The 25,245-nt window shown below is 60.8% G+C and carries 27 protein-coding genes; 14 read left to right on the top strand and 13 right to left on the bottom strand.

The genetic code is table 11. The annotated features are described in order from the left end of the window. The first annotated feature begins 217 nt into the window (after nucleotides 1-217). The 6 genes from AC1DXO_RS15680 to AC1DXO_RS15655 all read left to right on the top strand — a co-directional run bounded on the left by AC1DXO_RS15680 (nucleotide 218) and on the right by AC1DXO_RS15655 (nucleotide 5,874). The gene (locus tag AC1DXO_RS15680; RefSeq protein WP_476979106.1) at nucleotides 218-1,564 is read left to right on the top strand and encodes a hypothetical protein; all 1,347 of its coding nucleotides are present in this window, start codon (nucleotides 218-220) and stop codon (nucleotides 1,562-1,564) included. A 212-nt stretch (nucleotides 1,565-1,776) separates the two neighbouring features. Further along, a complete protein-coding gene (locus tag AC1DXO_RS15675) occupies nucleotides 1,777-2,370 on the top strand; it encodes a 50S ribosomal protein L25/general stress protein Ctc (RefSeq protein WP_476979105.1) in 594 nt (197 codons plus the stop codon). Nucleotides 2,371-2,484: 114 nt separating this feature from the next. Further along, nucleotides 2,485-3,117, top strand: coding sequence for an aminoacyl-tRNA hydrolase (pth, locus tag AC1DXO_RS15670; RefSeq protein WP_476979104.1), 633 nt, complete (start codon nucleotides 2,485-2,487; stop codon nucleotides 3,115-3,117). 106 nt (nucleotides 3,118-3,223) lie between these two features. After that, the gene (locus AC1DXO_RS15665) at nucleotides 3,224-4,477 is read left to right on the top strand and encodes a glycosyltransferase (protein ID WP_476979103.1); all 1,254 of its coding nucleotides are present in this window, start codon (nucleotides 3,224-3,226) and stop codon (nucleotides 4,475-4,477) included. A 73-nt stretch (nucleotides 4,478-4,550) separates the two neighbouring features. Continuing rightward, nucleotides 4,551-5,663: a redox-regulated ATPase YchF gene (gene ychF / locus AC1DXO_RS15660; protein WP_476979102.1), complete on the top strand. Its 1,113-nt coding sequence runs from the start codon at nucleotides 4,551-4,553 to the stop codon at nucleotides 5,661-5,663. Nucleotide 5,664: 1 nt separating this feature from the next. Then, on the top strand, nucleotides 5,665-5,874 hold the full coding sequence (locus tag AC1DXO_RS15655) for a hypothetical protein (RefSeq protein WP_476979101.1): 210 nt from the start codon (nucleotides 5,665-5,667) through the stop codon (nucleotides 5,872-5,874). A gap of 6 nt (nucleotides 5,875-5,880) precedes the next feature. Here the strand turns inward: AC1DXO_RS15655 and AC1DXO_RS15650 are convergent, their stop codons facing one another. From AC1DXO_RS15650 to petA, 4 genes are all read right to left on the bottom strand, one after another. Further along, nucleotides 5,881-6,408, bottom strand: a complete 528-nt coding sequence (locus AC1DXO_RS15650; protein WP_476979100.1) for a hypothetical protein — start codon at nucleotides 6,406-6,408, stop codon at nucleotides 5,881-5,883. A gap of 382 nt (nucleotides 6,409-6,790) precedes the next feature. Then, nucleotides 6,791-7,657: a cytochrome c1 gene (locus AC1DXO_RS15645; RefSeq protein ID WP_476979099.1), complete on the bottom strand. Its 867-nt coding sequence runs from the start codon at nucleotides 7,655-7,657 to the stop codon at nucleotides 6,791-6,793. 17 nt (nucleotides 7,658-7,674) lie between these two features. After that, nucleotides 7,675-8,979, bottom strand: a complete 1,305-nt coding sequence (locus AC1DXO_RS15640; RefSeq protein WP_476979098.1) for a cytochrome b — start codon at nucleotides 8,977-8,979, stop codon at nucleotides 7,675-7,677. Between the two features lie 3 nt (nucleotides 8,980-8,982). Next, nucleotides 8,983-9,516, bottom strand: coding sequence for a ubiquinol-cytochrome c reductase iron-sulfur subunit (gene petA / locus AC1DXO_RS15635; protein ID WP_476979097.1), 534 nt, complete (start codon nucleotides 9,514-9,516; stop codon nucleotides 8,983-8,985). 263 nt (nucleotides 9,517-9,779) lie between these two features. Between petA and AC1DXO_RS15630 the strand changes: the two genes are divergently transcribed. Together AC1DXO_RS15630 and hemF are read left to right on the top strand one after the other, a co-directional pair. Then, on the top strand, nucleotides 9,780-10,244 hold the full coding sequence (locus tag AC1DXO_RS15630) for a tRNA (cytidine(34)-2'-O)-methyltransferase (protein ID WP_476979214.1): 465 nt from the start codon (nucleotides 9,780-9,782) through the stop codon (nucleotides 10,242-10,244). Nucleotides 10,245-10,319: 75 nt separating this feature from the next. After that, nucleotides 10,320-11,204, top strand: coding sequence for an oxygen-dependent coproporphyrinogen oxidase (gene hemF, locus AC1DXO_RS15625; RefSeq protein WP_476979096.1), 885 nt, complete (start codon nucleotides 10,320-10,322; stop codon nucleotides 11,202-11,204). Here hemF and AC1DXO_RS15620 read toward each other — a convergent pair. The 4 genes from AC1DXO_RS15620 to AC1DXO_RS15605 form a co-directional block, all read right to left on the bottom strand. Then, on the bottom strand, nucleotides 11,201-11,923 hold the full coding sequence (locus AC1DXO_RS15620; RefSeq protein ID WP_476979095.1) for a type 1 glutamine amidotransferase: 723 nt from the start codon (nucleotides 11,921-11,923) through the stop codon (nucleotides 11,201-11,203). The two genes, hemF and AC1DXO_RS15620, sit on opposite strands and share 4 nt — an antisense overlap. Before the next feature lie 62 nt (nucleotides 11,924-11,985). Continuing rightward, nucleotides 11,986-13,203 (bottom strand): CCA tRNA nucleotidyltransferase, encoded by a 1,218-nt coding sequence (locus tag AC1DXO_RS15615; protein WP_476979094.1) that lies wholly within the window; start codon nucleotides 13,201-13,203, stop codon nucleotides 11,986-11,988. A gap of 18 nt (nucleotides 13,204-13,221) precedes the next feature. After that, nucleotides 13,222-13,719: a GNAT family N-acetyltransferase gene (locus tag AC1DXO_RS15610; RefSeq protein WP_476979093.1), complete on the bottom strand. Its 498-nt coding sequence runs from the start codon at nucleotides 13,717-13,719 to the stop codon at nucleotides 13,222-13,224. Nucleotides 13,720-13,937: 218 nt separating this feature from the next. Then, complete coding sequence (locus tag AC1DXO_RS15605; protein ID WP_476979092.1) at nucleotides 13,938-14,711, bottom strand: enoyl-CoA hydratase; 774 nt, start codon at nucleotides 14,709-14,711, stop codon at nucleotides 13,938-13,940. A gap of 178 nt (nucleotides 14,712-14,889) precedes the next feature. Here AC1DXO_RS15605 and AC1DXO_RS15600 point away from each other — a divergent pair, with 178 nt between their 5' ends. Beyond that, entirely contained in the window at nucleotides 14,890-16,311 is a 1,422-nt protein-coding gene (locus AC1DXO_RS15600) for a hypothetical protein (RefSeq protein WP_476979091.1), read from the top strand. A gap of 77 nt (nucleotides 16,312-16,388) precedes the next feature. Here the strand turns inward: AC1DXO_RS15600 and AC1DXO_RS15595 are convergent, their stop codons facing one another. The 3 genes from AC1DXO_RS15595 to AC1DXO_RS15585 are packed head-to-tail and all read right to left on the bottom strand — an operon-like array spanning nucleotide 16,389 to nucleotide 19,622. After that, nucleotides 16,389-17,045: a cyclase family protein gene (locus tag AC1DXO_RS15595; protein WP_476979090.1), complete on the bottom strand. Its 657-nt coding sequence runs from the start codon at nucleotides 17,043-17,045 to the stop codon at nucleotides 16,389-16,391. Nucleotides 17,046-17,050: 5 nt separating this feature from the next. Next, nucleotides 17,051-18,379, bottom strand: coding sequence for a dihydroorotase (locus AC1DXO_RS15590; RefSeq protein WP_476979089.1), 1,329 nt, complete (start codon nucleotides 18,377-18,379; stop codon nucleotides 17,051-17,053). Next, a complete protein-coding gene (locus AC1DXO_RS15585) occupies nucleotides 18,363-19,622 on the bottom strand; it encodes a glycosyltransferase family 9 protein (RefSeq protein ID WP_476979088.1) in 1,260 nt (419 codons plus the stop codon). Before AC1DXO_RS15585 ends, AC1DXO_RS15590 begins: the two co-directional genes overlap by 17 nt. A gap of 64 nt (nucleotides 19,623-19,686) precedes the next feature. On the opposite strand from AC1DXO_RS15585, the gene ygfZ reads away from it, so the two are divergent. The 5 genes from ygfZ to AC1DXO_RS15560 all read left to right on the top strand — a co-directional run bounded on the left by ygfZ (nucleotide 19,687) and on the right by AC1DXO_RS15560 (nucleotide 23,908). Continuing rightward, nucleotides 19,687-20,523 (top strand): CAF17-like 4Fe-4S cluster assembly/insertion protein YgfZ, encoded by an 837-nt coding sequence (gene ygfZ, locus AC1DXO_RS15580; protein WP_476979087.1) that lies wholly within the window; start codon nucleotides 19,687-19,689, stop codon nucleotides 20,521-20,523. Nucleotides 20,524-20,536: 13 nt separating this feature from the next. After that, complete coding sequence (locus AC1DXO_RS15575) at nucleotides 20,537-21,121, top strand: DNA-3-methyladenine glycosylase I (RefSeq protein ID WP_476979086.1); 585 nt, start codon at nucleotides 20,537-20,539, stop codon at nucleotides 21,119-21,121. Between the two features lie 71 nt (nucleotides 21,122-21,192). Beyond that, nucleotides 21,193-21,927 (top strand): DUF805 domain-containing protein, encoded by a 735-nt coding sequence (locus AC1DXO_RS15570; RefSeq protein ID WP_476979085.1) that lies wholly within the window; start codon nucleotides 21,193-21,195, stop codon nucleotides 21,925-21,927. A gap of 51 nt (nucleotides 21,928-21,978) precedes the next feature. Continuing rightward, complete coding sequence (locus tag AC1DXO_RS15565) at nucleotides 21,979-22,599, top strand: ribonuclease HII (protein WP_476979084.1); 621 nt, start codon at nucleotides 21,979-21,981, stop codon at nucleotides 22,597-22,599. Nucleotides 22,600-22,780: 181 nt separating this feature from the next. Continuing rightward, a complete protein-coding gene (locus AC1DXO_RS15560) occupies nucleotides 22,781-23,908 on the top strand; it encodes a DNA methyltransferase (protein WP_476979083.1) in 1,128 nt (375 codons plus the stop codon). 352 nt (nucleotides 23,909-24,260) lie between these two features. On the opposite strand, the gene AC1DXO_RS15555 is transcribed toward AC1DXO_RS15560, so the two are convergent. Both AC1DXO_RS15555 and AC1DXO_RS15550 read right to left on the bottom strand, forming a co-directional pair. After that, a complete protein-coding gene (locus AC1DXO_RS15555; RefSeq protein ID WP_476979082.1) occupies nucleotides 24,261-24,683 on the bottom strand; it encodes a hypothetical protein in 423 nt (140 codons plus the stop codon). A gap of 92 nt (nucleotides 24,684-24,775) precedes the next feature. Then, entirely contained in the window at nucleotides 24,776-25,201 is a 426-nt protein-coding gene (locus AC1DXO_RS15550) for a hypothetical protein (RefSeq protein WP_476979081.1), read from the bottom strand. Between the last annotated feature and the right edge of the window lie 44 nt (nucleotides 25,202-25,245).

Genomic DNA, 25,245 nt, shown 5'->3' with positions numbered 1-25,245 from the left:
TCCCTTAATTATGGGCCTTGAATTGGGCTTGAGAGATCGAAAATCGGCCACAATTTTGGCAACATTTTTATTGATCACTTATGGCCAAGTGAAGCACCATGTGATGTAAAGTCATGCAGTGGCGCGATCACGTTTCACAAACAAAATCAGCACATTCTCCGGATACGCGTATTTTCCCGGCACGCGTCCGGCACCTCGGTAAAAAAGGAAGTAGCGTATGAAGATGGCCATTACGAAGGGCTTATGCAGTAGCCTGGTAGCCCTTAGTCTCGCCATCACGCTGGTCGGCTGCGCCACCGACGCGCCACCGCCACCGCCACCGCCGCCACCTCCCGCGCCCGAAGGTCCTCCGGTCGCGCTGTCATCCAGTGTTTCGGATGCTGCCGCTGTCTATGTCGACTATATTGCCCGCACGCGCGCCATGAGTGCCAGCTTTGCCAGCGGCGAGATCGTCCAGGCCAAACTTCAGGAAGGCGCGTCCTACGAGCCGGCACAACTGTCGCGCGGCGTCGTGGCCTATGCCGCCATCGTCGCCATGCAGGAACCCAGCTTCCGGTCGAGCCTGCGCGGCTACGCTTCCAATGAGGAAGCCCGCTCCGATCTCGTACAGCGCATTGCCGCCGATCCACGCTACGCCGCGTCCCTGCCTTCGGCCAGCATCGCCGCGCGCCGCGTCATTCTGGCGCTCAGTTCGGATGGCCAGTCGGTCTATAATTCCGGCGCCGGTGTCAAACGCGCCGCCTATGACATCCAGCACCAGAATTGGTCCAAGGAAGTGGTCGCCGACCGCGATGGCCGCCTGATCCAGACCAAGCAGAATTCGGTCACCCTGCGCAGCGTTCAGAGCGATCAGAGTTCGCGCCTTCTGGCGGCCGCGCTTACCGGCTCTGGCCTTGTAACCCAGGCAACCACCGGCCAATCGACCGGCGGCTATGTCATCCAGGGTGACGGCGTGACCTTTACCCCCGCCACTGCGGCGTCCGACGACCAGAGTGCGGTCGAAGCTATTCCAGTGGCGGCCCCTGTGGCCGTTGCCACGGCCCCGGCCGGTAAGACAGGCACCAGCAAGACGGGCGCCACTGCGCCCGCCGCAACGGATTTCGCCATACCGGCTGCCGCATTCGCCTCGACCACCGATCTGTTCGACCGACCCGACCTGTTCGACACACCCTATACCAATGCGATCAATCGCGGCCTGACCATCGCCGCGCTCGCCATTCTGGGTGAAGGCGGTGACAACAATGCCAGCCTGATCAACAACCTGCTCGAAGAGGCCGATGGCGAGCGCTGCTTCGACATGAGCAAGCTCAACCTGTATCAATGTCTGGCCGTAGCCAAGCCCTATTACGAAGACGTTTTCTGCCTGGGTCAGCACGTCCTGATGGATACCGGTCAATGCCTGGGCAAGATGTCCAGCAATGCCCTTAGCTTTGATCCAGTTCGCACCATCAGCTTCGAAGACCACGCCGACGCCGAGCCCTATATCAAGCCGGCTCCCGTCAAGGCGACCAAGGGCAAGAAGAAGGCCACCGCCACGACCACCCGCAAGAAGCGCCGCCACTAGGCAGGGGCACAGCCCCTGCACCCGGAATCGCGGAAGCGTTGAACCGCGCGGAATTCACGACGGAATATGTGTATTTTCACAGCGGAATATACGCATTTTCCGCCATATGGGCGGTTGCGTACCGCGTGATGTTCGTGTATCACCCGCGCTCTTAAAAATTTTCTCGCCGTATCCGCGTCAGGATACGGCGCTATTGTTCGAGGAAGAGGCTTATGGCCGAGATTGTTTTGGACGTCGAAGTACGTGAGCGCACCGGTTCGGGTGGCGCGCGCGAGACCCGCAATGCCGGCAAGCTGCCCGGTATCCTGTATGGCGGCGACAAGGGCCCTGTCCCCATCGCGGTCAGCCTGAATGAATTCAAGAAGTCGCTGTTCACCGGCAAGCTGAACGGCCACCTTGTGACCCTGAAGTACGGCAGCGAGACCCAGAAGGTCATCGCCAAGTCGATCGAATTCCACCCGGTCACCGATACGCCGATCCACTTCGATCTGCTGCGCGTCGACGAACACGCCAAGATCAAGATCAGCGTTCCGGTTCACTTCAAGAACCATGAACTGTCGCCCGGCCTGAAGAAGGGCGGCGCGCTTAACGTATCGCTGCACGAACTGGAAATCCAGGTTCCCGCCGATCACATTCCGGAAGACATCATTGTCGACCTGACCGGTTTGGAAATCGGCCAGTCGGTGCACATTTCCGACCTGAAGCTGCCGTCCGACGTGACGTCGGTTGCCAATGGCGCGACGGTTGTGGCCTCGGTCACCGCTTCGGGCGCCAGCAAGAGCGACGACGCCTCCGGCGAAGCCTAAACCTTACGGCTTGGCTGAAAGTTCAAGCCCCGTGGCCAGATCCTTGTGATTTGGCGCGGGGTTTTTTCTTGCCCGCATGTCTGATACCAACAGACATCCATTTGGGAGTTTTCCGTGCATCTTATCGTTGGCCTCGGCAATCCCGGAGCGCAGTATGCCAAAAACCGGCACAATATCGGCTTTATGGTTATCGATGAACTGATCCGTGGCGCTACCTTCGGCCCCGAAAAGAAGCAGTTCGACGGCATCACCAGCGACGGCACCATCGATACGGCCAAGGGGCCGCAGAAGATTCTCGCGTTGAAGCCCCAGACCTATATGAACAACTCCGGCCTCAGCGTCGCCAAGGCCTTGCAGTTCTACAAGCTCAAGCCCGACCAGATCATCGTATTCCATGACGAACTTGACCTGGCGCCCGGCCGCCTGCGCATGAAGATGGGCGGCGGACATGCCGGCCATAACGGCCTGCGCTCGATCATGGCCCATATCGGCCCCAACTTCATGCGCGGCAGGATGGGGATCGGCCATCCCGGCGCCAAGGAACTGGTGCTCAACTGGGTACTGGCTGACTTCGCTAAAAGCGACCAGGCCTGGCTGACCGCGCTCAACGACGCCTGCGTTGCCGCTCTGCCCATGCTGTTCTCAGGCCAACTTGACTCGGCAGACCGTTACCAGGCCGAGGTTATGCGCCTGGCGCCCTCGCCCAAGCTCGATACGCGGCAACTGAACGCGAAAGATGCAGGTTAATGACTCCGAAATTCACTGATCTTCGATCAGGAATTTCGTCAAGGGCGACCGCCCGCCCGAGCTGTTGCGAGGAGCCATGCGGCGATTGAGCTCAAAAAAGAATATAGTGCTGGCCGCCTTTGGTACCTATGGCGATCTGCACCCGATGATGGCGCTGGGCCTCGCCCTGCAACAGCGCGGTGCTCAGGTCACCCTGGCCAGCCATCCGGATTACCGCGCCAAGGTCGAGGCGGCAGGCCTGACCTTCTGCCCGTGCGGCCCGTTGCGTGATGCCTATCTCAAACGGCTCAACATGCCGATGGAGGCTATAGTCGAGCGGACGGCGCGCGATGCCGCCTTCATGTTCGAACAGCTGGTCGCGCCGGGAATCATTCCGGGGGTCGAGGATATATTGCCGGCGATTCGCCAGGCCGATCTGGTTGTCGCCACGTCTTTGGCCTACGCCGCCGATATCGCCGCTCAACTGGCCGGCAAGCCTTTCATCGTCGTCGCCTTGCAACCGATGATTCTGATGTCGGCCTGGGATCCGCCACTATTGACCGAGGTTCCCTTCATCCTGTCGCCCAAGAGCCTGCTCGGACGCACGTGGAATCGCCTTATGCTGGCTGCGGGTGGTCTGTATCTGCGCCGCGGGTTGCGCCCGATCGCCGCCGCCTATCGTCATTTCGGTGTCACGTCGCGATTCGCCGTCAGTGGCGTCGCTTCCAACCGCATGACCCTGGCGCTCTTTTCACCGCTGCTGGCAAAAGCGCAGCCCGACTGGCCTCCCAACACCTGCATTCTGGGTACGCCCGTCTATGACAGCGAAGACGGCCGCGCGTCCAGCCTGCCGACGGCTGTCGCCGCCTTCCTCGATACCGGCCCGCCGCCGCTGGTCTTCAGCCTGGGCAGCGCCGCCGTCCACGCCGGTGAAACCTATTACCGCAATGCCATCGCCGCCACGCAAAGCCTGGGCCAGCGTTGCATCATCCTGTGCGGTCCTGACAGCCCCCTGCTGGGCGAGGACTTCGGCGCCGAGGTGTGTATCACCGCCTATGCGCCGCATTCCCTGCTGTTTCCGCGCGCCCTGGCCGTCATCCACCACGGTGGCATAGGCTCCACAGCCCAGGCGCTGCGCTGCGGGCGGCCCATCCTGACCACGCCGGTCTTCGCCGACCAGTTTGACAATGCCCGCCGCGTGGAGCGCCTGGGCTGCGGCCTCACGCTCGACTTCAAACGCTTCACCCCGGACGCTGCCGCGCGCGCCCTGGGCCAGTTGTTGGCCTCAGCGACGATTGCGGAGACTTGCGCCCGCGTCGGGCCGATCATTGCCGCCGAGGATGGGGCCGGCCGCGCCGCCGAGCTACTGATGGCCGGGTGAAAACCTCTGGTCGCTGAACGGAAAATGCTTTAGGGAACGGCGCAACTCCATTCGCCTCAAACTGTAAAGCTCCATGGCCCTTAAAGTCGCTATCGTCGGTCTGCCCAATGTCGGCAAATCCACCCTGTTCAACGCCCTGACCCAGACCGCCGCGGCCCAAGCCGCCAACTACCCCTTCTGCACCATCGAGCCCAATACCGGCGATGTGGCTGTGCCTGAGCCCCGCCTGCCCGTCCTGGCGGCCATTGCCGGCTCGAAGGAGATCATTCCGGCGCGCATCAACTTCGTCGACATTGCCGGCCTCGTGCGCGGGGCGTCGAAGGGTGAAGGCCTGGGCAACCAGTTCCTGGCCAATATCCGCGACTGTGACGCCATAACCTATGTCGCACGCTGCTTCGTTGACACCGACATTACCCACGTCGAAGGCCGTATCGATCCCATTTCCGATCTCGAAATTATCGAGACCGAACTGATGCTGGCCGACCTGGAATCACTGGAAAAGCGCCTGCCGCAACTCGAAAAGCGCGCCAAGACCGGCGGCGACAAGGAAGCCGCCATCACGGTCAGCCTGATCAATGCCGCCCTGGTCCATCTGCGGGCCGGCCGGCCGGCACGCCTGGCGGTCGAACAGGGCAAGGTCAGCAAAGAGGACATGAAGGCATGGAACATGCTGCAACTCCTCACCTCCAAGCCTGCCCTGTACTGCTGCAATGTCGAGGAAGCCTCGGCCGATAAGGGCAACGACCTGTCCGACGCCGTGGCCACGCGCGCCAAGGCCGACCATGCCAACAGCGTCGTCATCTCGGCCCATATCGAATCGGAAATCGCCCTGCTCGACGCCGACGAGCGCCAGGAGTTCCTGGAAACCCTTGGCTTGGAAGAGCCTGGCCTCAACCGCCTGATCCGTGAGGCCTACAAGCTGCTCGGTCTTCAGTCCTATTTCACGGTCGGCCCGAAGGAGGCGCATGCCTGGACGATCCCCGTCGGCTGCACGGCGCCCCAGGCCGCGGGCGTCATCCACTCGGACTTCGAAAAAGGCTTCATTCGTGCCGAAACCATGGCCTATGACGATTATGTCCAGTTCAAGGGTGAAGCCGGCGCGCGCGAACACGGCAAGTTCCGCCAGGAAGGCAAGGAGTATGTCGTCAAGGACGGCGATATCCTGAACTTCCGCTTCAACGTGTAAAATGCGAAACCGGTCGGGCTCGGTTGACACCGAAGAAGAGGCTGCGGCATTGACCTTGCCGCAGCTCGAGACCCTGATCGTGCGCGCCCGGTACGGCTATGAAACCGGCGGCAGTTCCGAAGGCCGCAGCGCCTTCTTCAATCGTCTCGTTGAGTTGGCAAGCCTCCGTGAAACGCACTACGGCATCCTGGCACGGAAACGCCGCCTCTGACGCGATTCAGTTGTCCTTCACCACGCATTCGTAGTTGACCACGCCGAAGTTCGAAGTGTCGGAGCCCTCGAGGTAATATGGATACTTGTAGCCCGGCTTTTCCTGGACCAGGTGAAGGTTGATATAGTCCGCGTCGTTCCAGGTCCAGTTATTGGGTAGGGCGTCGCCCGACGTCATATGCGCCGAGACAATGGTGACTCCGGTCCCGAAGGAGCTGTCATTGACGCCGAAGCCTTCGATGGCGTAGCGGCTGTGATAGTCGCGGCCTTCCGCCGTCAGCACCTGGTTGGCGTAGCCGGTAAAGCGATAGGCCTCGTAGGTATTTTTGCGCTCGAAATGAAGCTCGGCATTGGTTTCGATCACACCATCCTGCACTTCATCGAAGCCCTGTTTGGTCAGGCAATACCAATCGTGATCGATAATGTAGTCGTAATATTGCGGATAGTCGGTCTGACTGACCTGAGCCTGAGCTTGACCGGCCAGCAGCATCACGCTCGCTACGCAGGCGGCAAATGCAATTTTCCCATATGTCATTATATGCCTCCATGAGCCCGATCGCAGCCTGGAGCCGACAGAAACCGACCCCAGGCTGTCCGGGAACACCCCCGCCCCCGATCAAGGCTAACACAGGTTTAGCCGCGCCGTTAAGCCGTACGGCATACCTAACACTATTTGTAATTGTCACGGCGCCAGCCCCTACAGGCGCAAAAAAGCCCACCGACAGTGCGGCGGGCTCTTCTTCTTATCTTCAGCACCGGCTGCGGTGGCGGCATGATGAGCCGAAAATGGCTGGCTGCCGAGAAACGGAGCGGAGCGTACTCAAGTACGTGAGCACCGTATCCCTAGCATTGTGAAAACAATGCGAAGACGCATTGATGCCAGACGGCCGTTTGCAGGCCATCAGGGGCGTCACCGCCTAGTGTTTGCCCTTCCAGACTTGACGGTAAGCCAGATACACGACGCCGGCCAGGATCAGCAGATACAGGATGACGGCAAAGCCGGTCTGCTTGCGTTCGACGGCATGCGGTTCGGCGGCCCATTCCAGGAAGGCAGCGACCGCCTTGGCCTCGTTCTTCAGGGTCGAAGGCGTACCGTCGTCAAAGGTCACGCGACCGTCCGCCAGGGGCGGCGGCATGGCGAGAACGCCACCTTCCGGAACCTTCTTGGGATCGCCCGACCATGAGCTGGCGAGGCTGCCGTTGACATAGACGTTATAGTGCTGGCCCTCATTGACGTGCAGGCCGTAGGGTACGTCCTCGAAGCCGATCAGTACCGAATAGATATACTTGGCGCCGCCTTCGCGAGCCTTGGCTATCACCGACAGGTCGGGCGGCAGGGCGCCGCCGTTGCTGGCCTTGGCCAGTTCGTCGTTCTTGAACGGCGACGGAAAACGGTCCGACGGTGTACCCTTGCGGGTGGTGTCGTCGCCCGTGTCCGGATCGATCTCGGCAATATCGTATTCCGAGGCGATCTGCTTGACGATGGCGTTGTCGTTCGCGTTCTTGTATTTCTCGTCGTAAAAGGGCCCGCCCTTTTCGCCGAGATTACGGAACGACAGCAGATTCATGCTGTGGCAGCTGGAACAGACCTCGCGGTAGACCTTGTAGCCGCGCTGGACCTCGGCCTGATCGAAGGTGCCGAAAGGACCTTCGAAGCTGAAGCCGGGGTCGACCGGTTCCTTGCCGCCATGGTGGGCGGCCAGAGCCTGGCTACCGAAGCTGAGACCGACGACAACTGCCAGGCCAGCCACCAGTTTCAGGGATTTCGTCATAAGGTTAGACATGTGACCAAAGCCCTCACTTAATGTTTGGCGTGTTCGGCGAGCACGGCTTCGGAAATCGAAGCTGGCACCGGCAGGGGGTCTTCCTTCAGGCCAATCCACGGCATGATGGCAAGGAAGAAGGCAAAGTAATAAAATGACAGCATCTGCGACAGGCTCACGACCGAAAGGCCAATAGGCTGCCCCTTGGCGTCTTCTCCGAACGAGAAGACCATGTCGGAGGGCAGTTGCCCACCGCACCAACCCAGGCCGATACAGGCGATGACGAACAGGACGAAGAACCAGCGCATCACCGGACGGTAACGCATCGACTTGACCTTGGAGGTATCGAGCCATGGCAGCACGAAAATAACCGCGATGGCGCCGAACATCAGGATGACGCCGATCAGTTTAGCCGGAACCCCTAAGACGTCGACAGTGATGCAGCGCAGGATGGCGTAGAAGGGCAGCATGTACCATTCGGGCACGATGTGGGCCGGCGTCTGCAGCGGGTTGGCCTTCACATAGTTGTCGGCATGGCCCATGGCGTCCGGCGCGAAGAAGACGAAGACCGAGAAGAAGATCAGGAAGATGACCATGGCGACGCCGTCCTTGACGGTGGCGTACGGCGTGAACGGCAGGGTGTCTTCCTTGGACTTGATCTCGACGCCGGTCGGATTGTTCTGGCCGACGACGTGCAGCGCCCAGATGTGCAGGACGACAACGCCGGCAATAACGAAGGGCAGCAGGTAGTGCAGCGAAAAGAAGCGGTTCAGGGTTGGCTGGTCGACCGAGAAGCCGCCCTGCAGCCAGGTCAGGATCGAGGGTCCAACGACCGGGATAGCGCCGATCAGGTTGGTGATGACGACCGCGCCATAATAGGACATCTGGCCCCATGGCAGAACGTAACCCATAAAGGCGGTGGCGATCATCAGGAAGTAGATGACACAACCGAGCAGCCACAGGACTTCACGCGGCGCCTTGTAGGAGCCGTAATAGAGACCGCGGAACATATGGATATAGACGGCGAAGAAGAACATCGACGCGCCGTTGGCGTGGATGAACTGGATCATCCAGCCGCCGTTGACGTCGCGGCGGATGCGTTCCAGGCTGTCGAAGGCCAGGTTGACATTCGGCACATAGTGCATGGCCAGGATGATGCCGGTGATGATCTGGATGCCTAAGCACATCGACAGGATACCACCGAAGGTCCACCAGTAGTTCAGGTTCTTCGGCGTCGGATAGTCGATAAAGCTGTCATAGGCCAGGCGCACGATCGGCAGGCGCGAGTCGAGCCACTTTTCGATACCGGTCTTGGGCACATAGTTGGACGGATGCTCGCTCATGCTTTAGCCCACCTTGATCTTGGTGTCGGACAGGAAGGAATATTCCGGGACTTCGAGGTTCTTCGGCGCCGGTCCCTGACGGATGCGACCCGACGTGTCATAGACCGAACCGTGGCACGGGCAGAACCATCCGCCGTACTCACCCAGGCCGAAGTTCGGAACGCAGCCCAGGTGGGTGCAGACGCCGACCAGGATCAGATACTGTTCTTTGCCCGCTTTCACGCGCTCGGCGTCGGTCTGCGGATCGCGCAGCGTCTTGACGTCGACCGCCTTGGCCTCGGCAATTTCCTTGGCCGTGCGGTAACGCACGAACAAGGGCTTGCCACGCCACTTGACGACGACCTGCTGGCCTTCGGCGACCTTACCCAGGTCGTATTCGATGGAGGCAAGGGCAAGCGTATCGGCCGCCGGATTCATCTGGCCGATCAGGGGAATGGCCGCCATGGCCACGGCACCGGCCGCGCCGGCGCCCGCCGCTATATAGATAAAGTCGCGGCGATTGGGATCCTTCTCGCCGCTGTTGTCAGGTTCGCTCACCTTGCCACCTCTTCAATACCGTCGCGACCCCGCGACGGCTGCCGCATTCGCGCTAAAACTTTCGGCACTTCATGACTGATTCCCTTAACGAAGTAATCAGACTCAGGCCTGCGCAGCCCGCCTTTACGCGCCGAATGCGTCTATAACCACAATTGCGCTGAGGATTCAAACCACCAAAACACTTTCAAGGCCATTTTCTTGACAATAATGGTGCGCTCCCCATGCTGCGCACCTTTACCATCCCGACACCGGAGTCCCCAAGCATGCGCCTGGCCCTTTACCAGCCGGATATTCCACAAAATCTGGGCGCCGCCATCCGTCTCAGCGCCGCACTCGAGGTCGCGCTGGACGTCATAGAACCGTGTGGCTTTCCGTTGAATGACAAGGCTATCCGGCGGGCGGCCATGGATTATGGCGGATGCGCTAAAGTGTCGCACCACGCGGGATGGGCTGATTTTCTGACGTTCGCGCGACAAAACAGTGACGCCAGGCTGATCCTGTTCACGACGCGCGCAGCCCTGCCGGTGTACAATTTCGCCTTCGCGCCGGACGACATATTGCTCATGGGCCGCGAAAGCGCCGGCGTGCCGGATGAGGTCCATGATGTTGCCGATCACCGCGTCTGCATTCCGATCAGCGCTCAGGCGCGGTCATTCAACGTCATCACTGCCGCCGCCATGGGTTTAGGTGAAGCGCTGCGCCAGACGGGGGGCTTGCCGGTTCGGTAGGATTTCAAAACTTCTTTAAGCCTGCGACAAACTCAGCCCTTTGCGGGCACGGGCTCCTGGGCGTATAGGACCGCCATGACCGATACCGCTCCCCTCCCCGATACCCTTATTGATCGCCGGCAACAGGCTGCCGCCTGGTTCCGTGCTCTGCGTGACAGCATCTGCGCTGCCTTCGAAACACTGGAAGACGAAGCCCCTCCCGGCCGATACAGCGGACCGGCCGGTCGTTTCGTCCGCACGCCGTGGGATCGCGCCGAAGGCGGCGGCGGCGAAATGTCGATCATGAAGGGCCGGCTGTTCGAAAAGGTCGGGGTCCATATCTCGACCGTCCATGGCGCCTTCTCGCCCGAGTTTGCCAAGTCGATCCCGGGCGCAGCTGAAGATCCGCGTTTCTTCGCCACGGGGATCAGCCTGATCGCCCACATGACCAATCCGCATGTGCCGGCGGTGCACATGAATACGCGCTTCATCACCACGACCCAGAGCTGGTTCGGCGGCGGCGCCGACCTGACGCCGCTGATGGCCGCCGATCGCAGCCAGGACGCGCCCGATGCGGTGGCTTTCCACGCTGCGTTTCGCGATGCCTGCAATCGCTTCGATCCCGCCTATTATGAAAAGTTCAAGGCATGGTGCGACGACTACTTCCATCTGCCCCATCGCAACGAACCGCGCGGCGTCGGCGGCATCTTCTACGATCATCTCAATTCCAGCGACCACGACGCCGACTTCGCCTTTACCCGGGCAATCGGCGAATCGTTTCTCGACATCTATCCGGAGATCGTGCGCGGACGCATGAGCCAACCGTGGAGCGAGGACGAGCGCGAGGCGCAACTGGTCCAGCGCGGACGCTATGTCGAGTTCAATCTGCTGTATGATCGCGGCACGCTGTTCGGGCTAAAAACCGGCGGCAATGTCGCCTCGATCATGTCATCCATGCCGCCCGTGGTGAAGTGGCCTTAATTTCCAAGAAAATTGGAAATCGCGCCCAGAACCTGGCTACGGCTTGACGGCCCCTTCAGGGTTTCGACAGCCCGGTCGACCAGGGCCGCGTCGATCCGGATACCCCGCCGGCTGATCAGCAGGTCGCTGGCAAAATCCTGGCAGAATTCCGGATGGCACTGGAACGACAACCCCTTGCGGTCGGTGTAGTAGAGCGCGCCGTGCGGCGTGAAATCCGAGCCGGCCAGCACCACCGCACTGTCGGGCTTCTTCACCACCTGGTCCTGATGCGTTACCGCTACTCTAATCAACGTTTCATCGGCGGGCTTGCCAAGCAGGTCATGCCATACGTCGCGCGCCTTGATCCTGTATTCGTGCAGCCCGACGCCCCAGCCCTTGTGCGATTTCTCGACATGGCCGCCATAGGCCTGGGCCATGACCTGATGACCGAAACAGATGCCGACGACCGGAACGCCGGCATCCAGTGCACGCAGCCAGCCGATCAGGTCGCGAATCCACGGATCGTCCTCATAGACACCCGAGGGCGAGCCGGTGATGACCACGCCTTTCAACGTGTCATCGGCCATTGGCAACTCGCCTTGCAGCGTCTTGAATGTGCGGAAATTGCGCCCTTCCCCGGCCAGGAGGCTGGCGAACATGTCGGCATAGGTGCCGTAGGTCTGATCCAGTCCGGCCGGCGGCACGCCCGTTTCCAGAATGGCTATATAGTCGTTACGCATGAACGCCCCACGGGTCCAAAGTCTACTAAAACCTATGCAAATTCTGTGCCTGATAAGATCGTTTATTTCGCAAGTGCGTCAAGAGCTTCGTCAATCACGCTTTGTGAAAAATCATGATTAAGCCATTCGGTTTCTATTTGCTTAAGCCTCAGGCCGACCTCGGGACCGGGCGTCATGCCGCGCGCCAGCAGGTCGGCGCCCTTCAGGGGAAACACAGGCACGTCGATATTGCCGACCATGCGCATCAGGTGGTCCGGGGCACGACGCATATGGGCTGCGACCAGCAAGACGCCATCCTCCACCGCCTGGCGGCCGAAGCGATAGATCAGCCGCGCCAGGTCGTCGCGTTCGACGGTTTCGAGATAGTACAGGACCTGCCCCGCGGTTTGCAGCCGCGCCATCGTGGCTTGCGAAAACTTCAGCCGCATCTGGGCCGTCTTCAGGTCATGCGCCGCCAGCCCCAGGCCACTGTCGATCAGGGCCAGCAGACGCCGTTCGACCACATCGCTGAACGCCACCATGGCGGCGAGTTCCGGCAAGGCTTCGCTGGTCAGTTTCCAGCCCGGCACAATATGCGGCATCAACCCGCCGGCCTGCATGGCTTCGAAGGCCAGTAGCGGCGACGTCACGGCCATGGTCTTGCTGACCTCGCTCCAGATGCGCTCGCCCGACAGGCCGTCAATTCCAGTCTTCAGGGCAATGCAGGCCCCAAGGGAAGCGCTGTCCATCCCCTGGCCGTAGCCGGCCGTGAAACGGAAAAAGCGCAGGATACGCAGATAGTCCTCGCGGATGCGTTGTTCCGCGTCGCCGATAAAGCGCACCCGACGCGTTGCGATGTCCTCAAGCCCGTGGCCGGTCGGATCGTAAACATGGCCATCGATATCGGCATACAGGGCGTTGATATGGAAGTCGCGGCGCTGGGCGTCCTTAGCCCAGTCGTCGGTGTATTTGACCACAGCCCGGCGGCCGTCGGTCTCGACGTCTTCGCGCAGGGAGGTAATCTCATAGGGCTCGCCATCGACAACAGCGGTGATGGTGCCGTAGTCCTTGCCGGTCGGGACATGGCGGATGCCGGCCTTCCCCAGGGCCGCCTCGGTATCGTCCGGCAGCAACTGCGTCGACAGATCGAGATCGCTGCCGGGCACGCCCAGCAATACATTGCGTACGCAGCCGCCGACAAAGCGCACACAGCCCTTGCCGCCTTTCGCTTCAAGGGCTGAAAAGACGACGCGCGTGGCAGGCGCGTTCATGGCGTCGGAAAGGGTGATGATGCGAGTCATGGCGACAGCGTAGCAAGGTCAGACGACCTTGACGACCCGCCCATGCAGTTTCAGGCCGTCCTGGCAGTAATGGATCAGCAGGCGTTTGGCATCGACTGGACCTGGCATCTCGATATTTTCAGCAACATCGAAGCCGAACGGCTTGAAATAGGCCTGCGATCCGACCAACAGAACCGCGCGAAGCCCCCTGTTGAAGGCGGCGTCGACGGCGGCGCGGACCAGACTCTTGCCGATACCCAAACCGCGATGGGTCGGCTCAACGACGATGGGACCGAGAAAGACCAGGGGTTCGTAGATATTGGCGACTTCGTCGAAGACAAAGACCGGCCACTGACGAACCGAGCCCAGCAGGCGTTCACCCTGCATGGCGGTAAAGCTGAGATCGGCCTCCGGCGCCGAGCCTTCGCGCAGGCGTTCGGCCGTCTTGGTGTAACGCCCGGGGCCAAAAACACGATCGGTCAGTTCGAGAACGCGGCGCGACTGCTCCGATGTCTCGAGACTTATAGCGTAATCCAATGCAAATGTATCCAGAGCCAAAGCAAGCGCCCCCGACAAAACCAAGTCCCCTGACGTCGTTTTCCGGTTAGGCGCAATGCGAATGAAGGTCAAATCAATTAACGGCAAAGACCTTGCAATTAATGCGTCTATTTGTGACAAACACTCGCCCTAACGCCTTGTTTCCCTTGATGTATAAGGATATTTTCTACCGGGACAGGAATGCAGTGAACGCAGCCTTACCTGTTTAAGAACGCCGCAAATGCGGCTAGGGCCTCGGGACTTGTCAGCAGTTGCCGGAAAATCCGCCCCTCGGCCTCGATTACCGGCCACAGGGTGTGCGGATCGCGCATCAGCGCCTTGGTGTGACGCAGGGCTGCGGGCGACAGTTTCAGCAGGCTGCGCGCCAGGCCCTGAGCCGTCCCGGCCAGATGTTCCGGCGCGACCACGCGATTGACCAGGCCCCAGGCGAGCGCCGTCTCGGCCGTGACCGCCTCCCCCTGGGACAGCCATTCGAACGCCCGGGCATGGCCGATCCGTTGTTGCAGCAACAGGGTCGAGCCCGCCTCCGGGACCAGGCCCAACTGCAGGAAAGGCAGGCGCAGACGGACCGTGTCAGCCGCCGCCACCAGGTCGCAATGCAGCAGCAGGGTTACGCCGACACCAACCGCCTGGCCCTGCACCGCAGCGACCAGCGGCTTGCTGAAAAAGGTCAGCGCCCTGAGGAATCGAAATACCGGCATGCTGTCGGGATCGACATCCCCTGCCGTCAGGGCAGGCCCCGCTATCAGAGCTGGGATGTCCTGGGCAAAATCGAATATGTCATTGCCGGCCGAAAAATCACTGCCCTCGGCGGCAATCACCACGACGCGCACGGTATCGTCGCCGTCGGCCTGGGTCAGGCCCTCAGCCAGCGCCGTGTACATCGATCGCGTCAACGCGTTCTTCTTGGACGGACGGTTGAGGCGCAGCGTCAGTACGCCTTCCTCACAGTGGGTAATAATATCGTCCAAATCCTGCGCTCCCTTTAGTTGACGTGAACGTTAACGGAAATTTCGTGCGGGCGCAACGCGCGAAACACGGGCACGGAGACTTGCCTTCCAATAGCCATATCCTGTAGATAAGAGGGTAAATAGCCCGGCCGAAGCGAACCGCTAGCCTGGCAGTCTTGTGCAGCGGAGACCATCGCCCATGAAACTGGCGTCCTTGAACCCATTGAAATTTGCCGGGGCGCTACGCACCCTGGCCGTGACAGCCGGTCTGGCACTGATCGCCAGCTTAGCTGCTGCCCCCGCCTATGCGGCGACGACCAAGCCCATGACCGAAGCCGAATCGATTGCCGCGGGCATGGAGGCGGCGCCGAATATAATCGCGACGGCCAAGCTAAATTGCGAGATCGCCAATGCCAAGTTGCTCGGTCCAACCGAAACAGAGGTCAACGGCGCCAAGGTCAGCGGTAAGCTATATGAAATCGCTTGCAAGTCAGGCCCAGGTTTTATCATCACCGCTATTTCACCTACTCAGACCCAAGAGCCTTTCAGTTGCGTTGTGGCGGCCAAGATCCGCGAAAAGGCAGCGGATTCTACGGTGTGTACCCTGCCGGAAAACTTGCCGGTCTATAAGTGGCTGACCCCGGTGGTCCAGCCCTACCTGCCCGGTTGCGAGGTCACCAAAGCGCGTCTCATCGGATCGTCGACCACCGGCGCGCCCATCGACCGCTACGAAGTGGCCTGCGCCGCTGGCGTCGGCGGCCTTGTCGACTACGCCCGCTTGGGTACCGACACCCCGACCGAATTCAAAAGCTGCCTGGTTTACGACGGCTCGGCGTCGGCCTGCACCTTCACGACCAAGGCGCAGATCATCGAATCCATGAAGCCGATCGCAGCCGCCGGCAACGCCAATTGCGTCGTGACCGATGTCCGCTTCGTCGGCATCACCAAGGAAAGCGATGGTTACTACTATGAATTCGGCTGCGCCACGCCTCCGGGCTTTATCGTCCTGACCAAGCTCGACAACAGCTTTGTCCGCAACATTCCCTGCGCCAGCGCTGCGGGTCTGGGCGGTTGCCAATTCACCGACGCCGGTGTGGCTGCGGCCGATGCCAATAGCCGGATGAGCGCACAGTTGAAAGAAGGCGGCTACCCCTGCACTGTGAAGGACTACGAAGTCATCGGCACGCAAGAGTCGACCAAGCGTGACTATATCGAATTTACCTGCCCCGAGCAGCCGTTCGGCCTGATCGGCTTCATCCCACAGGAAGGCAGCACCGCCGCCCTGCGCGTAAATGACTGTTTCATCGACCAGGTTGGCCGCAAGTCGTGCACCCTGACCACGCCTGAAGTTCTTCTGGCCCAGGTCGACAAGCTGATCAAGGTCGCCAAGCCGGACAAGGGATGTGATGTGTCGGAAATCCGTTACATCGGTGAATCCGACAGTATCGACGCAGGCGTGATTGCCGAGGTCGCCTGCAAGAACAAGCGCGGCTACATCGTCATTATCGCCGCCGACCGTCAAAGCCTGATCACCGCTATCCCGTGCACCATAGCCAAGGCCCACAAGGAAGATCAGCAATGCGAAATCCCGGGCAACGGCACCTACGCCTCGGCCGAATAAGTCAATCGAGCCCATATATCAAAGCCCGCGAGGAACCACCTCGCGGGCTTTTTTTATGATTTCCCACACTGGGGAGTTTACGGCACCACCGCATAGGCGCGTACGGGAAACGTCCCCATGCCAACGATTTTCGGCGGTACGGCGTGAAAGCGGAAACCCGTATCGGGCAAGGCGGACAGGCCCGTCAGATGTTCGCCGATCGGTATCCCTGCCCTCAGCACGTGCGTATGGACCGGCCGGCTTTTGCCGCGCGTGTCGTCGATATTGTGTGAATCTATGCCGACAAAGGTTGCGCCACGGGCGACCAGCCACAGGGCCGCCGCTTCGGTGAGATAGGGGTGATCACTGAAATAGGTGGGTGTGCGCCAGAAACGGTCCCACCCCGTCGCGATCAGCACCGCCTTTCCGGCAACGTCAAGCCCTTCGAGATGTTCAGCATCGGTCCCGAGACCGCTTTCGAACGGCCGCCGGACGACGATACCGTCGAGTTCGGCCAGAGACTCCAGCGACAGTCCGGCCAGGTCGCAGCCATCGGCATGGCGATGAAACGGCGCATCGACATAGGTGCCCGTATTGGACACCATCTCGATACGGCCCATCTGAAACGTGCTGCCGTCGTCATAATTGGCACGCGAGTCCTCGCGCGACCAGTAGTCACAGATCACGGGCCCAGGCAGCCCCTTGTAGGTTTCCATGCCGGCTTCGATCGTGTGACTGAGGTCAATCCGCTTCATGCCACCTACAGCGACTCCATGAAGCGGCACGCCTCGCCTTGGCTGGGGCCGACGATCTCGTCGTCGCGCATCACCACCCGGCCACGAATAATGGTCGCCTTGGGCCAGCCCGTGACCTCCATGCCGTCGAACGGCGTCCAGCCACTGCGCGTACGCATGTTTTCGTGCTTCAGCACGCGCTTTGCCTTCAGGTCGACCAAGGTGATATCGCCGTCGTAGCCCTGCGCCATCCGGCCCTTGTTGGCGACCCCAAACACGCGCTGTGCCCCCGCCGAGGTCAGGTCGACCAGCCGCTCCAGACTCAGCCGGCCATTGGCGACGTGGTTGAGCATCACAGGCAACAGGGTCTGTACGCCCGGCATGCCTGACGGCGACTGAGGATAGGGCTTGGCCTTTTCTTCCAGCGTATGCGGCGCGTGGTCCGAGCCCAGCACGTCGGCCACGCCCTGGGCAATGCCGCGCCACAGGCCCTCGACATGGTACTTGTCGCGGATCGGCGGGTTCATCTGGGCCAGGCCCTTCAGCCGCTCATAGGCTTCCGGCGCCTCCAGAGTCAGGTGCTGCGGTGTCAGTTCGACGGTGGCGATGTCCTTTTGCCCGGCCAGGAACTCGATCTCCTCGCGCGTCGTGACGTGCAGGACATGGATACGCTTGCCGGCCTCGCGCGCCAGCCGCACCAGGCGGTGCGTCGACTGGATCGCCGACTGGGCGTCCCGGACAAAGTCGTGGCTGGTCCAGTCGCCTTCGCGCGCCAGCGGCCGGCGCTCGGCCAGGCGGTATTCGTCTTCGCTGTGGAAGGTCGCCCGGCGATTGACATTTTTCAGGACCTGGGCGACGCCCTCGTCGTCGGCGATCAGCAGGGTGCCGGTCGAGGCGCCCATAAAGACCTTGACGCCGCAGCAGCCTTTCAGCCGCTCCAGCTCGCCCAGTTCATGGACGTTTTCGTGGGTCCCGCCGACATAGAAGGCGTGGTCGCAGTGCATGCGATGATGCGCCCGGCTCAGCTTGTCGGCAAAGGCTTCGGGATTGGTGGTCGTCGGATTGGTGTTCGGCATTTCGAATACCGCCACGACCCCGCCCATGACAGCCGCCTGGCTGCCGGTCTCGAGATCTTCCTTCCATTCCAGTCCCGGCTCGCGGAAGTGAACCTGGGTATCGATGACGCCCGGCATGGCCAGCAGACCGGTGGCGTCGAACACGTCGGCCGCCGACGCCTGCGACAGATCGCCGAACTCCGCGAACCTTCCGCCGATAATGCCGATGTCGCCGCGCCCTCGCCCGGCGTGGTTGATGATGTCCGCGTTGCGGATGATCAGGTCAAAACTCTTCGGCATGGGCAGGTTCCTCCACGTCTTTTCCGGCAACAGGCTTTTTCGTCGCTCCGCCATCGTCTTTGGCAACCGGCGACACAGTATCACGCATGTCCGTGTCGTCGTCGCCGGACACCTCGATTTCGGCGTCCGCGTCGGACTCGATTTCTCCCGTCGCCTCGGCTTCAGCGTCTATCCCGGGCTCAGTCTCTATTCCTGGCCCAGCCTCTATCCCAAGCTCAGCATCGGCTTCAGCCTTGGGCTCGGTATCAGGCTCCACTTCCGGTTCTTCGACCTTGGGCGGAGTCAGGCGCGCCATGACCTCTTCAACCCCGTCATAGACCTTGTCGATGTTGAGGTCCAGCATATGACACACGGACAGTTTCAGCTTCGGATCGGCGGCGCGAATATCGGCCAGGCTGCGCGGCCCGCGGATGACATACATGTTATCGCCTGGCGGGGCATCGCCCTCGTCCGACGGCCCATAGAGCCCAAAGGTCGGCACGCCCGCTGCCGCGGCCAGACGCAACCAGATCTCGTCATTGCCGACAAAGGCCGCCGTCTTCTGCAACACGGCGCACGCCGTGGCGAGGTCGAGCTTGCCCGTCAGTTCCATCACCTGGGCGCGCGGCGTGGCCATGGCCAGAGCGACGGCCGTGTCGCGGTCGGCCTCATTGCCCAGGATTACCAGGCTGTGGGCGGCAAAGGGGCCGTCATCGCGCATCAGCCGCGTCGCCAGGACGGCAAAGCGTTCCGTCGGCCACCGCCGGCCCAGCCAGCCGGCGCCCGGCGCCATGGCCAGGATCGGCGCCGTCAGCCGGCCACCATCGAGCAGCGCCTGGGCCCTGACGCTGCGTTCCGGCGCCAGCTTCAGGCGCGGAATCACGTCGGTTTCCTTCAGGGCCAGGGCCTGGCATATCTGCTTTAAGGGTCCGGCCACATCATTGGGATTGATGATGATCCGCGTTTTTGAGCGAATCATCCGCGAAACCATCGATGGGCCGACATCGACCAGCAGCCCCCAGGCGCGGCGGCTCAACTCGGCCAGCACGCCCAGCGCCTTGAGATTGAAGATAGCCCCATCGAAGGCCAGGGTTTCGTCGATCGCCGGTTCGTCCACAAACAATTCGGCCGACGCCTTTGTGGTCACCAAGGTGATCCGGGCGTGCGGAATTTCCTGTTTCAGGCGCGGAATCACCCCGGCGAGCGCGATCGCCCGCGCTGGTTCGCACAGCGCCAGCAGGAGAATCGGAAAGGGTGATTTCATGCTATCTACCTAGTGACATTTGCGCCTATAGCAAGGCTGGCGCCCGCATTACACGAATTTGCTCATGACCCGAATAGCAGCCCTTCCGCACCGTACTCAAATCCGTATTACCGGTCCCGATTGGGCGCCGTTTCTCAAGGGATTGTGTACAGCGCATATCGACACCTTGATTCGCATGCTGGAGCAAAACGCGCCCTTAAAGCGGCTTTACGGGGCTTTTTTGCGGCCACAGGGCAAGATCTACGCCGATTGTCTGCTGCATGCCGTCTCGAGCGACGAAATCCAGCTCGACGTCGCGGTCGGTGCACGCGACGAATTGCTGGCCAAACTCAACATGTACAAGCTCCGCGCCAAGCTGACGATCGAGGCGCTCGACACTCCGGTTTTTGTTGCTTTCGACGGTCCGCCGCCGGAAGGATTCCTGCCCGATGCGCGCGGCGATATTCTGCAAACGTCCATTGCGTTTGCCTATACGCCGCAGACCGCCAATGCGACACTTGTCGAGTGGACGCAGTTCCGCTTTCGCCACGGCCTGTCCGAACCGGGCGAGGATTTCGCCAAGGACGAGCTCTACGCCATCGACGCCAATCTCGACCTGCTGGAGGCCATCGACTTCCACAAGGGTTGCTATGTCGGCCAGGAATTGACCTCACGCATGAAACGCCGCGGCCAGATCAAGAATCGCATCCTGCCGCTGGTCCATACGGGTGTTTTACCGGTTGGCGCCGAGGTTCTGCAAGGCGACCGCCGAGCAGGAAATGTGTTGGCCTCGGCCCCGGGCGCCTCCCTGGCCCTGATGCGTGTCGACCGCCTGGACGGTGAATTGCGCTGTGGCGACACGCCGACTAGCCTTGAAATCCCCTTATGGATAAAGCCTCACATCGAAATATTACAATCGTAATACGGAACATGCCATGACCGATCTGATCCGTTGCCACTGGCCAAAGAACGACCCGCTTTATTGCGCCTATCACGACGAGGAATGGGGCGTACCCGAGTTCGACTCACGCGCCCTGTGGGAAAAACTGGTGCTGGATGGTTTCCAGGCCGGCCTGTCGTGGATCACCATCCTGCGCAAGCGTGATGCCCTGCGCGCCGCCTTTGCCGGTTTCGATCCGGAAAAGGTCGCCCGCTTCGATGACGCAGATATCGAGCGGCTGATGGACGATGCCGGCATTATCCGCTCACGCGCCAAGATACTGGCCGCCATCGACAGCGCCCGCATCACGCTCGATCTGCGCGACAAGGGTATCGAGTTCAAGGACCTGATCTGGTCTGTCCAAAACCACAGGCCGCAGATCAACCACTTCGAAACCGGCCAGATCCCGACGGAAACCAAAACCTCCCAGGACCTGGCCAAACTGCTCAAGTCAAAGGGCTATAAGTTCTGCGGCCCGGTCATCGTCTACGCCTTCATGCAAGCGGTAGGTATGGTCAACGACCACGCTGTTACCTGTTTTCGCCACGGCGAGGTGTCTGAAATGATGAAAGCTGCTTAACCGTCTTCCTTTACGTCAAATTGAAACGTCCTGTGGCTGAGTACCGGCACTGCCAATGCGGGGAAGCCTCCATGCTGATGTTCAGACCCTTCGTCAAATACGCTGATTTCTCAGGTCGGGCACGACGTTCCGAATACTGGTTGTTTCAGCTCTTCCAGGTTCTCGCCTGCCTCGCCCTGATCGCTTTCATGATAACCGGCTTGTCCCGGGGCGCCGCTGGCGCCATAGCCGGCGGCATGTTAGGCATGGGATTGATCGGTCTGCTGGTCCTGGGCTGTCTTCTGCCCAACCTGGCCGTGACTGTCCGGCGCCTGCATGACAGCAATAAATCCGCCTGGTGGATGCTGCTGTACGTACCGGGCATATTCTCCTGGGGACATAATTTCCAGACCCTGGCCAATATTGGAACGCCTTACAATGCGAACCGCTCTGCCGAACTGGCGGCAACGGTTGGCCAGGGCGCCATGATCGGCATGGTGGCCTTGTTGGCCAATCTTACCATGTTCATCCTGATGTGTTTGCCCGGCACGCGCGGGCCCAACCGCTTCGGTCCGGATCCGAAAGGTGACGGTACCGACATCGCCCGGACGTTCGACGGGCCGGATTTCGATTCGCCCACCTCCCCTACGCCGAACACGTCCATCTTCGATTTTGGTGATGCGCCCTCCCCATCCCGGACCCAGGCGGCTCCACAGCCGCAGGCCAGCAAGCCTCAATCCTATACACCTCAACCCTATACCGCGCCTTCACGGCCCGCACCGCCGCCGTTCAGCACGGCGCGACCAACCTTCGGCAAGCGCCGCTGATTTTACGGCCGCCATCTTTCCGCAAACGGCGGAATCATTTAACAGGATTCCATGGCGGATTTTTATCACGAACAGAACTATAGCGGCCTCGTCTGCGGCGTGGATGAGGCCGGCCGCGGTCCCTGTGCCGGCCCGTTATGTGTCGCTGCTGTCATTCTCGATCCGCGACGCACGCCCGACGGCATAGACGATTCCAAAGCTCTGACCGAAGCCCGCCGCTTTGAGTTGGAACCGCAAATCAAGGCGGCCGCCATCGCCTGGTCGGTCATCACCATCTCGCCGGAAGAGATCGACTGCCTTAACATTCTGGCCGCCACACTGGAAGGCATGACCCGCGCGGTCGCGGCGCTCAGCCCCGCCGCGGATCATGCCCTGATCGACGGCAACCGCTGCCCGAAACAACTCAGCGTTCCCTCAACCGCCATTATCGGGGGTGACGCCCTGTCGCTGTCGATCGCTGCCGCCTCGATCCTGGCAAAGACGGCCCGCGACCGCATCATGATCGAACTGGATGCCGTCTATCCGCATTATGGCTTCAAGCAGCACAAAGGCTACCAGGCCGCGTTCCATCTCGACGCCCTGCGGCTGCACGGCCCTTCGCCTGTCCACCGCCGTACGTGGTCGACGATCCGCGAATTGACCGTGACCACGGTCCTGGCAGACGCCGGATAGCTCTGGGCTGCATTCAAGCGCAAAAGTGAGTCTTTTTCGACTCACTCACAACTATTTTCGCAAAGCTGATTCCCGACGAGTCAAGCCTTAAGCGTTTTTTAACGCGAAAGGATTCTTGTCACAGATTCAAGCTGTTACCTCCGCCGGCAAAATGCCGTGCGGATTTTGCGAAAGTGATACCATGCGCAAGCTCAAATCCGCCCCGGTCCAGGCCAGCCCTGTCGCGCTGTCCGCCCCCCTGAAGCTCGACACCATTCATCTGGGTGAATGCGTCGAGATTCTGAAGACCCTGCCGGACAATAGCGTCGACCTGGTTTTCGCCGATCCGCCCTATAATCTCCAGTTGGGCGGTGACCTGCTGCGCCCGGACAATTCCAAGGTCGACGCGGTCGATGATGAGTGGGACCAGTTCGCCAGCTTCGAAGCCTATGACGCCTTCACCCGCGACTGGATGCGTGAATGCCGCCGTGTGTTGAAGGACGACGGCGCCATCTGGGTCATCGGTTCCTATCACAACATCTTCCGCCTTGGCGTCGCCATGCAGGACATGGGCTTCTGGGTGATGAACGACGTCATCTGGCGCAAGGCCAACCCCATGCCTAATTTCAAGGGCACGCGCTTCACCAATGCCCACGAAACCCTGATCTGGGCGACCAAGGCCAAGGGCCAGAAGCGCTACACCTTCAATTACGACGCGCTGAAGGCCTTTAACGAGGACACCCAGATGCGCTCCGACTGGAGCATTCCGCTATGCACCGGCGACGAACGCCTGAAGGACGAACACGGCAACAAGGCGCACCCGACGCAAAAGCCGGAATCCCTGCTCTACCGCGTCCTGCTGGCCTGTTCCAAGCCCGGCCACGTCGTCCTCGATCCCTTCTTCGGTACCGGCACGACCGGCGCCGCCGCCCGCCGCCTCGGCCGCCACTTTATCGGTATCGAACGCGACGAAACCTACGCCAAACACGCCCGCGACCGCATTGCCCGCGTCATTCCGGCAACCGCCGAAGACCTGGCTGTGGTCGGGTCGAAAAAGGCCGAGCCGCGCATTCCGTTCGGCGCTTTGGTCGAGGCCGGCCTGCTGCAGCCTGGCGACGTTCTGTATACGCCGAAGGGCGACAAGACGGCCAAGGTTCGCGCCGACGGCTCTTTGGTCCACGGCGAATTGTCGGGATCGATCCACAAGATGGGCGCGATGATGGAACAGAGCCCCGCCTGCAATGGCTGGACCTATTGGCGCTTCAAGACCGACGCCGGCTTAAAGCCGATCGACGACCTGCGCGCCCGCATCCGTAGCGACATGAACTGACCAGCGGAGCGGTTCAATTTATTTTTGTGACAGCGCCGGCATTCAAATCGGCAGCTTAAGTATCTCGTTGAGTGGTCGAGGTATCAACAATGTCAGTCCTCCACCGCCTGCGGGGGAGCGGGGCGCCCCGTGGCGTGCGCCGAAGGCGGCGGAGGGGGGTGTTTTTAAACCTACCTTAATCAACGCTTTGAATTGAAGCCTAGCTCAGCATGCCTTTGCATCTACCAACAGTGCCCCCTCCGGCGCTTCGCGCCACCTCCCCCGCAGGCGGTGGAGGACTGCTACAGTGTTTCGTCTATAGTTCGCTGGCGATGTCCGAAAAGTAACGGTCGGCCTAGATTCGTCTAAACACCTACCGCGCGGCGATCCTCTGATCGTCGCGCTGGTCTTCTAGCCGGAATTGACAGGTCACAATCAAGACCCGCCCTTCAGAGCTTTCGCCATCACGCGTCTCCGGTCCAACAACCCAGCGGCTAACGGTTTTCACGGCGATCTTGACAAAATTCTGGTCGACAATGTCATTCTCTTCAGCCTGGCAATCGCTCATGCGACCGGACCGGGTGATGACACAGGTGACATCGAACGACTTGCCCTGGTCGGCCAGATCGAGATCGTCACCGTCGGGAATATAGCGTGCCGGCTCGGGCTGAAACAGGACCACGACATCCTCAGATGTCACCAGCTCCTGGGCCATGACATTGGCCGGGCAGGTCATGATCAAGCTTGCAATCAATCCGCCGCATATGGCGCTCAAACGCGCTAGCAAATCCGTCATCAGCTGTTCCCGTCCCATGACTCATACCACATTGTGGTACATGCCTATTAATTTTGACGTTTATGTCAATTATTATTTGACGGATAAGTCAATTATTTGCTTTCGGCGGTCGCAACGTCCGTGCGGTCGGCTCGCCGGAACTGGCAGGTCACCAGCAGGGTTCGTCCGACCGAAGACTTGCCGTCGACCGTCTGCGGCGACATCACCCACTGGCTGACATTGGCCACGGCGATACGGACGAAATTCTGATCGTAGAGATCGTTGTCACCCGCCTGGCAGTTCTGCAACTTGCCCTCAGCGCCAATGATACAGCTGACGTCGAAACTCTTGCCCTGATCGGAAAGGTCGATTTCCGAACCCTGCGGCTGGTATCCCGACGGCTGTGGCTGGTAGACGATGTTGACTTCGCCCAGATAGACAGCGTTCGAGTGGGCTGTGCTCTGCGCCGCCGCCACACCTGTCATCATGAATGCCAATGCCGCTGCGGCCGCTGCCACCACTATCCATATCGGTCTCATCTGCGACCTCCATCGGGAATGAATTATGGCGGAAATGTAGCAAA

The sequence above is a fragment of the Asticcacaulis sp. P2_C5 genome (assembly GCF_056404555.1).
Note: the sequence above shows the minus strand (reverse complement) of the source record. Positions and strands in the feature narration are given on the sequence as shown.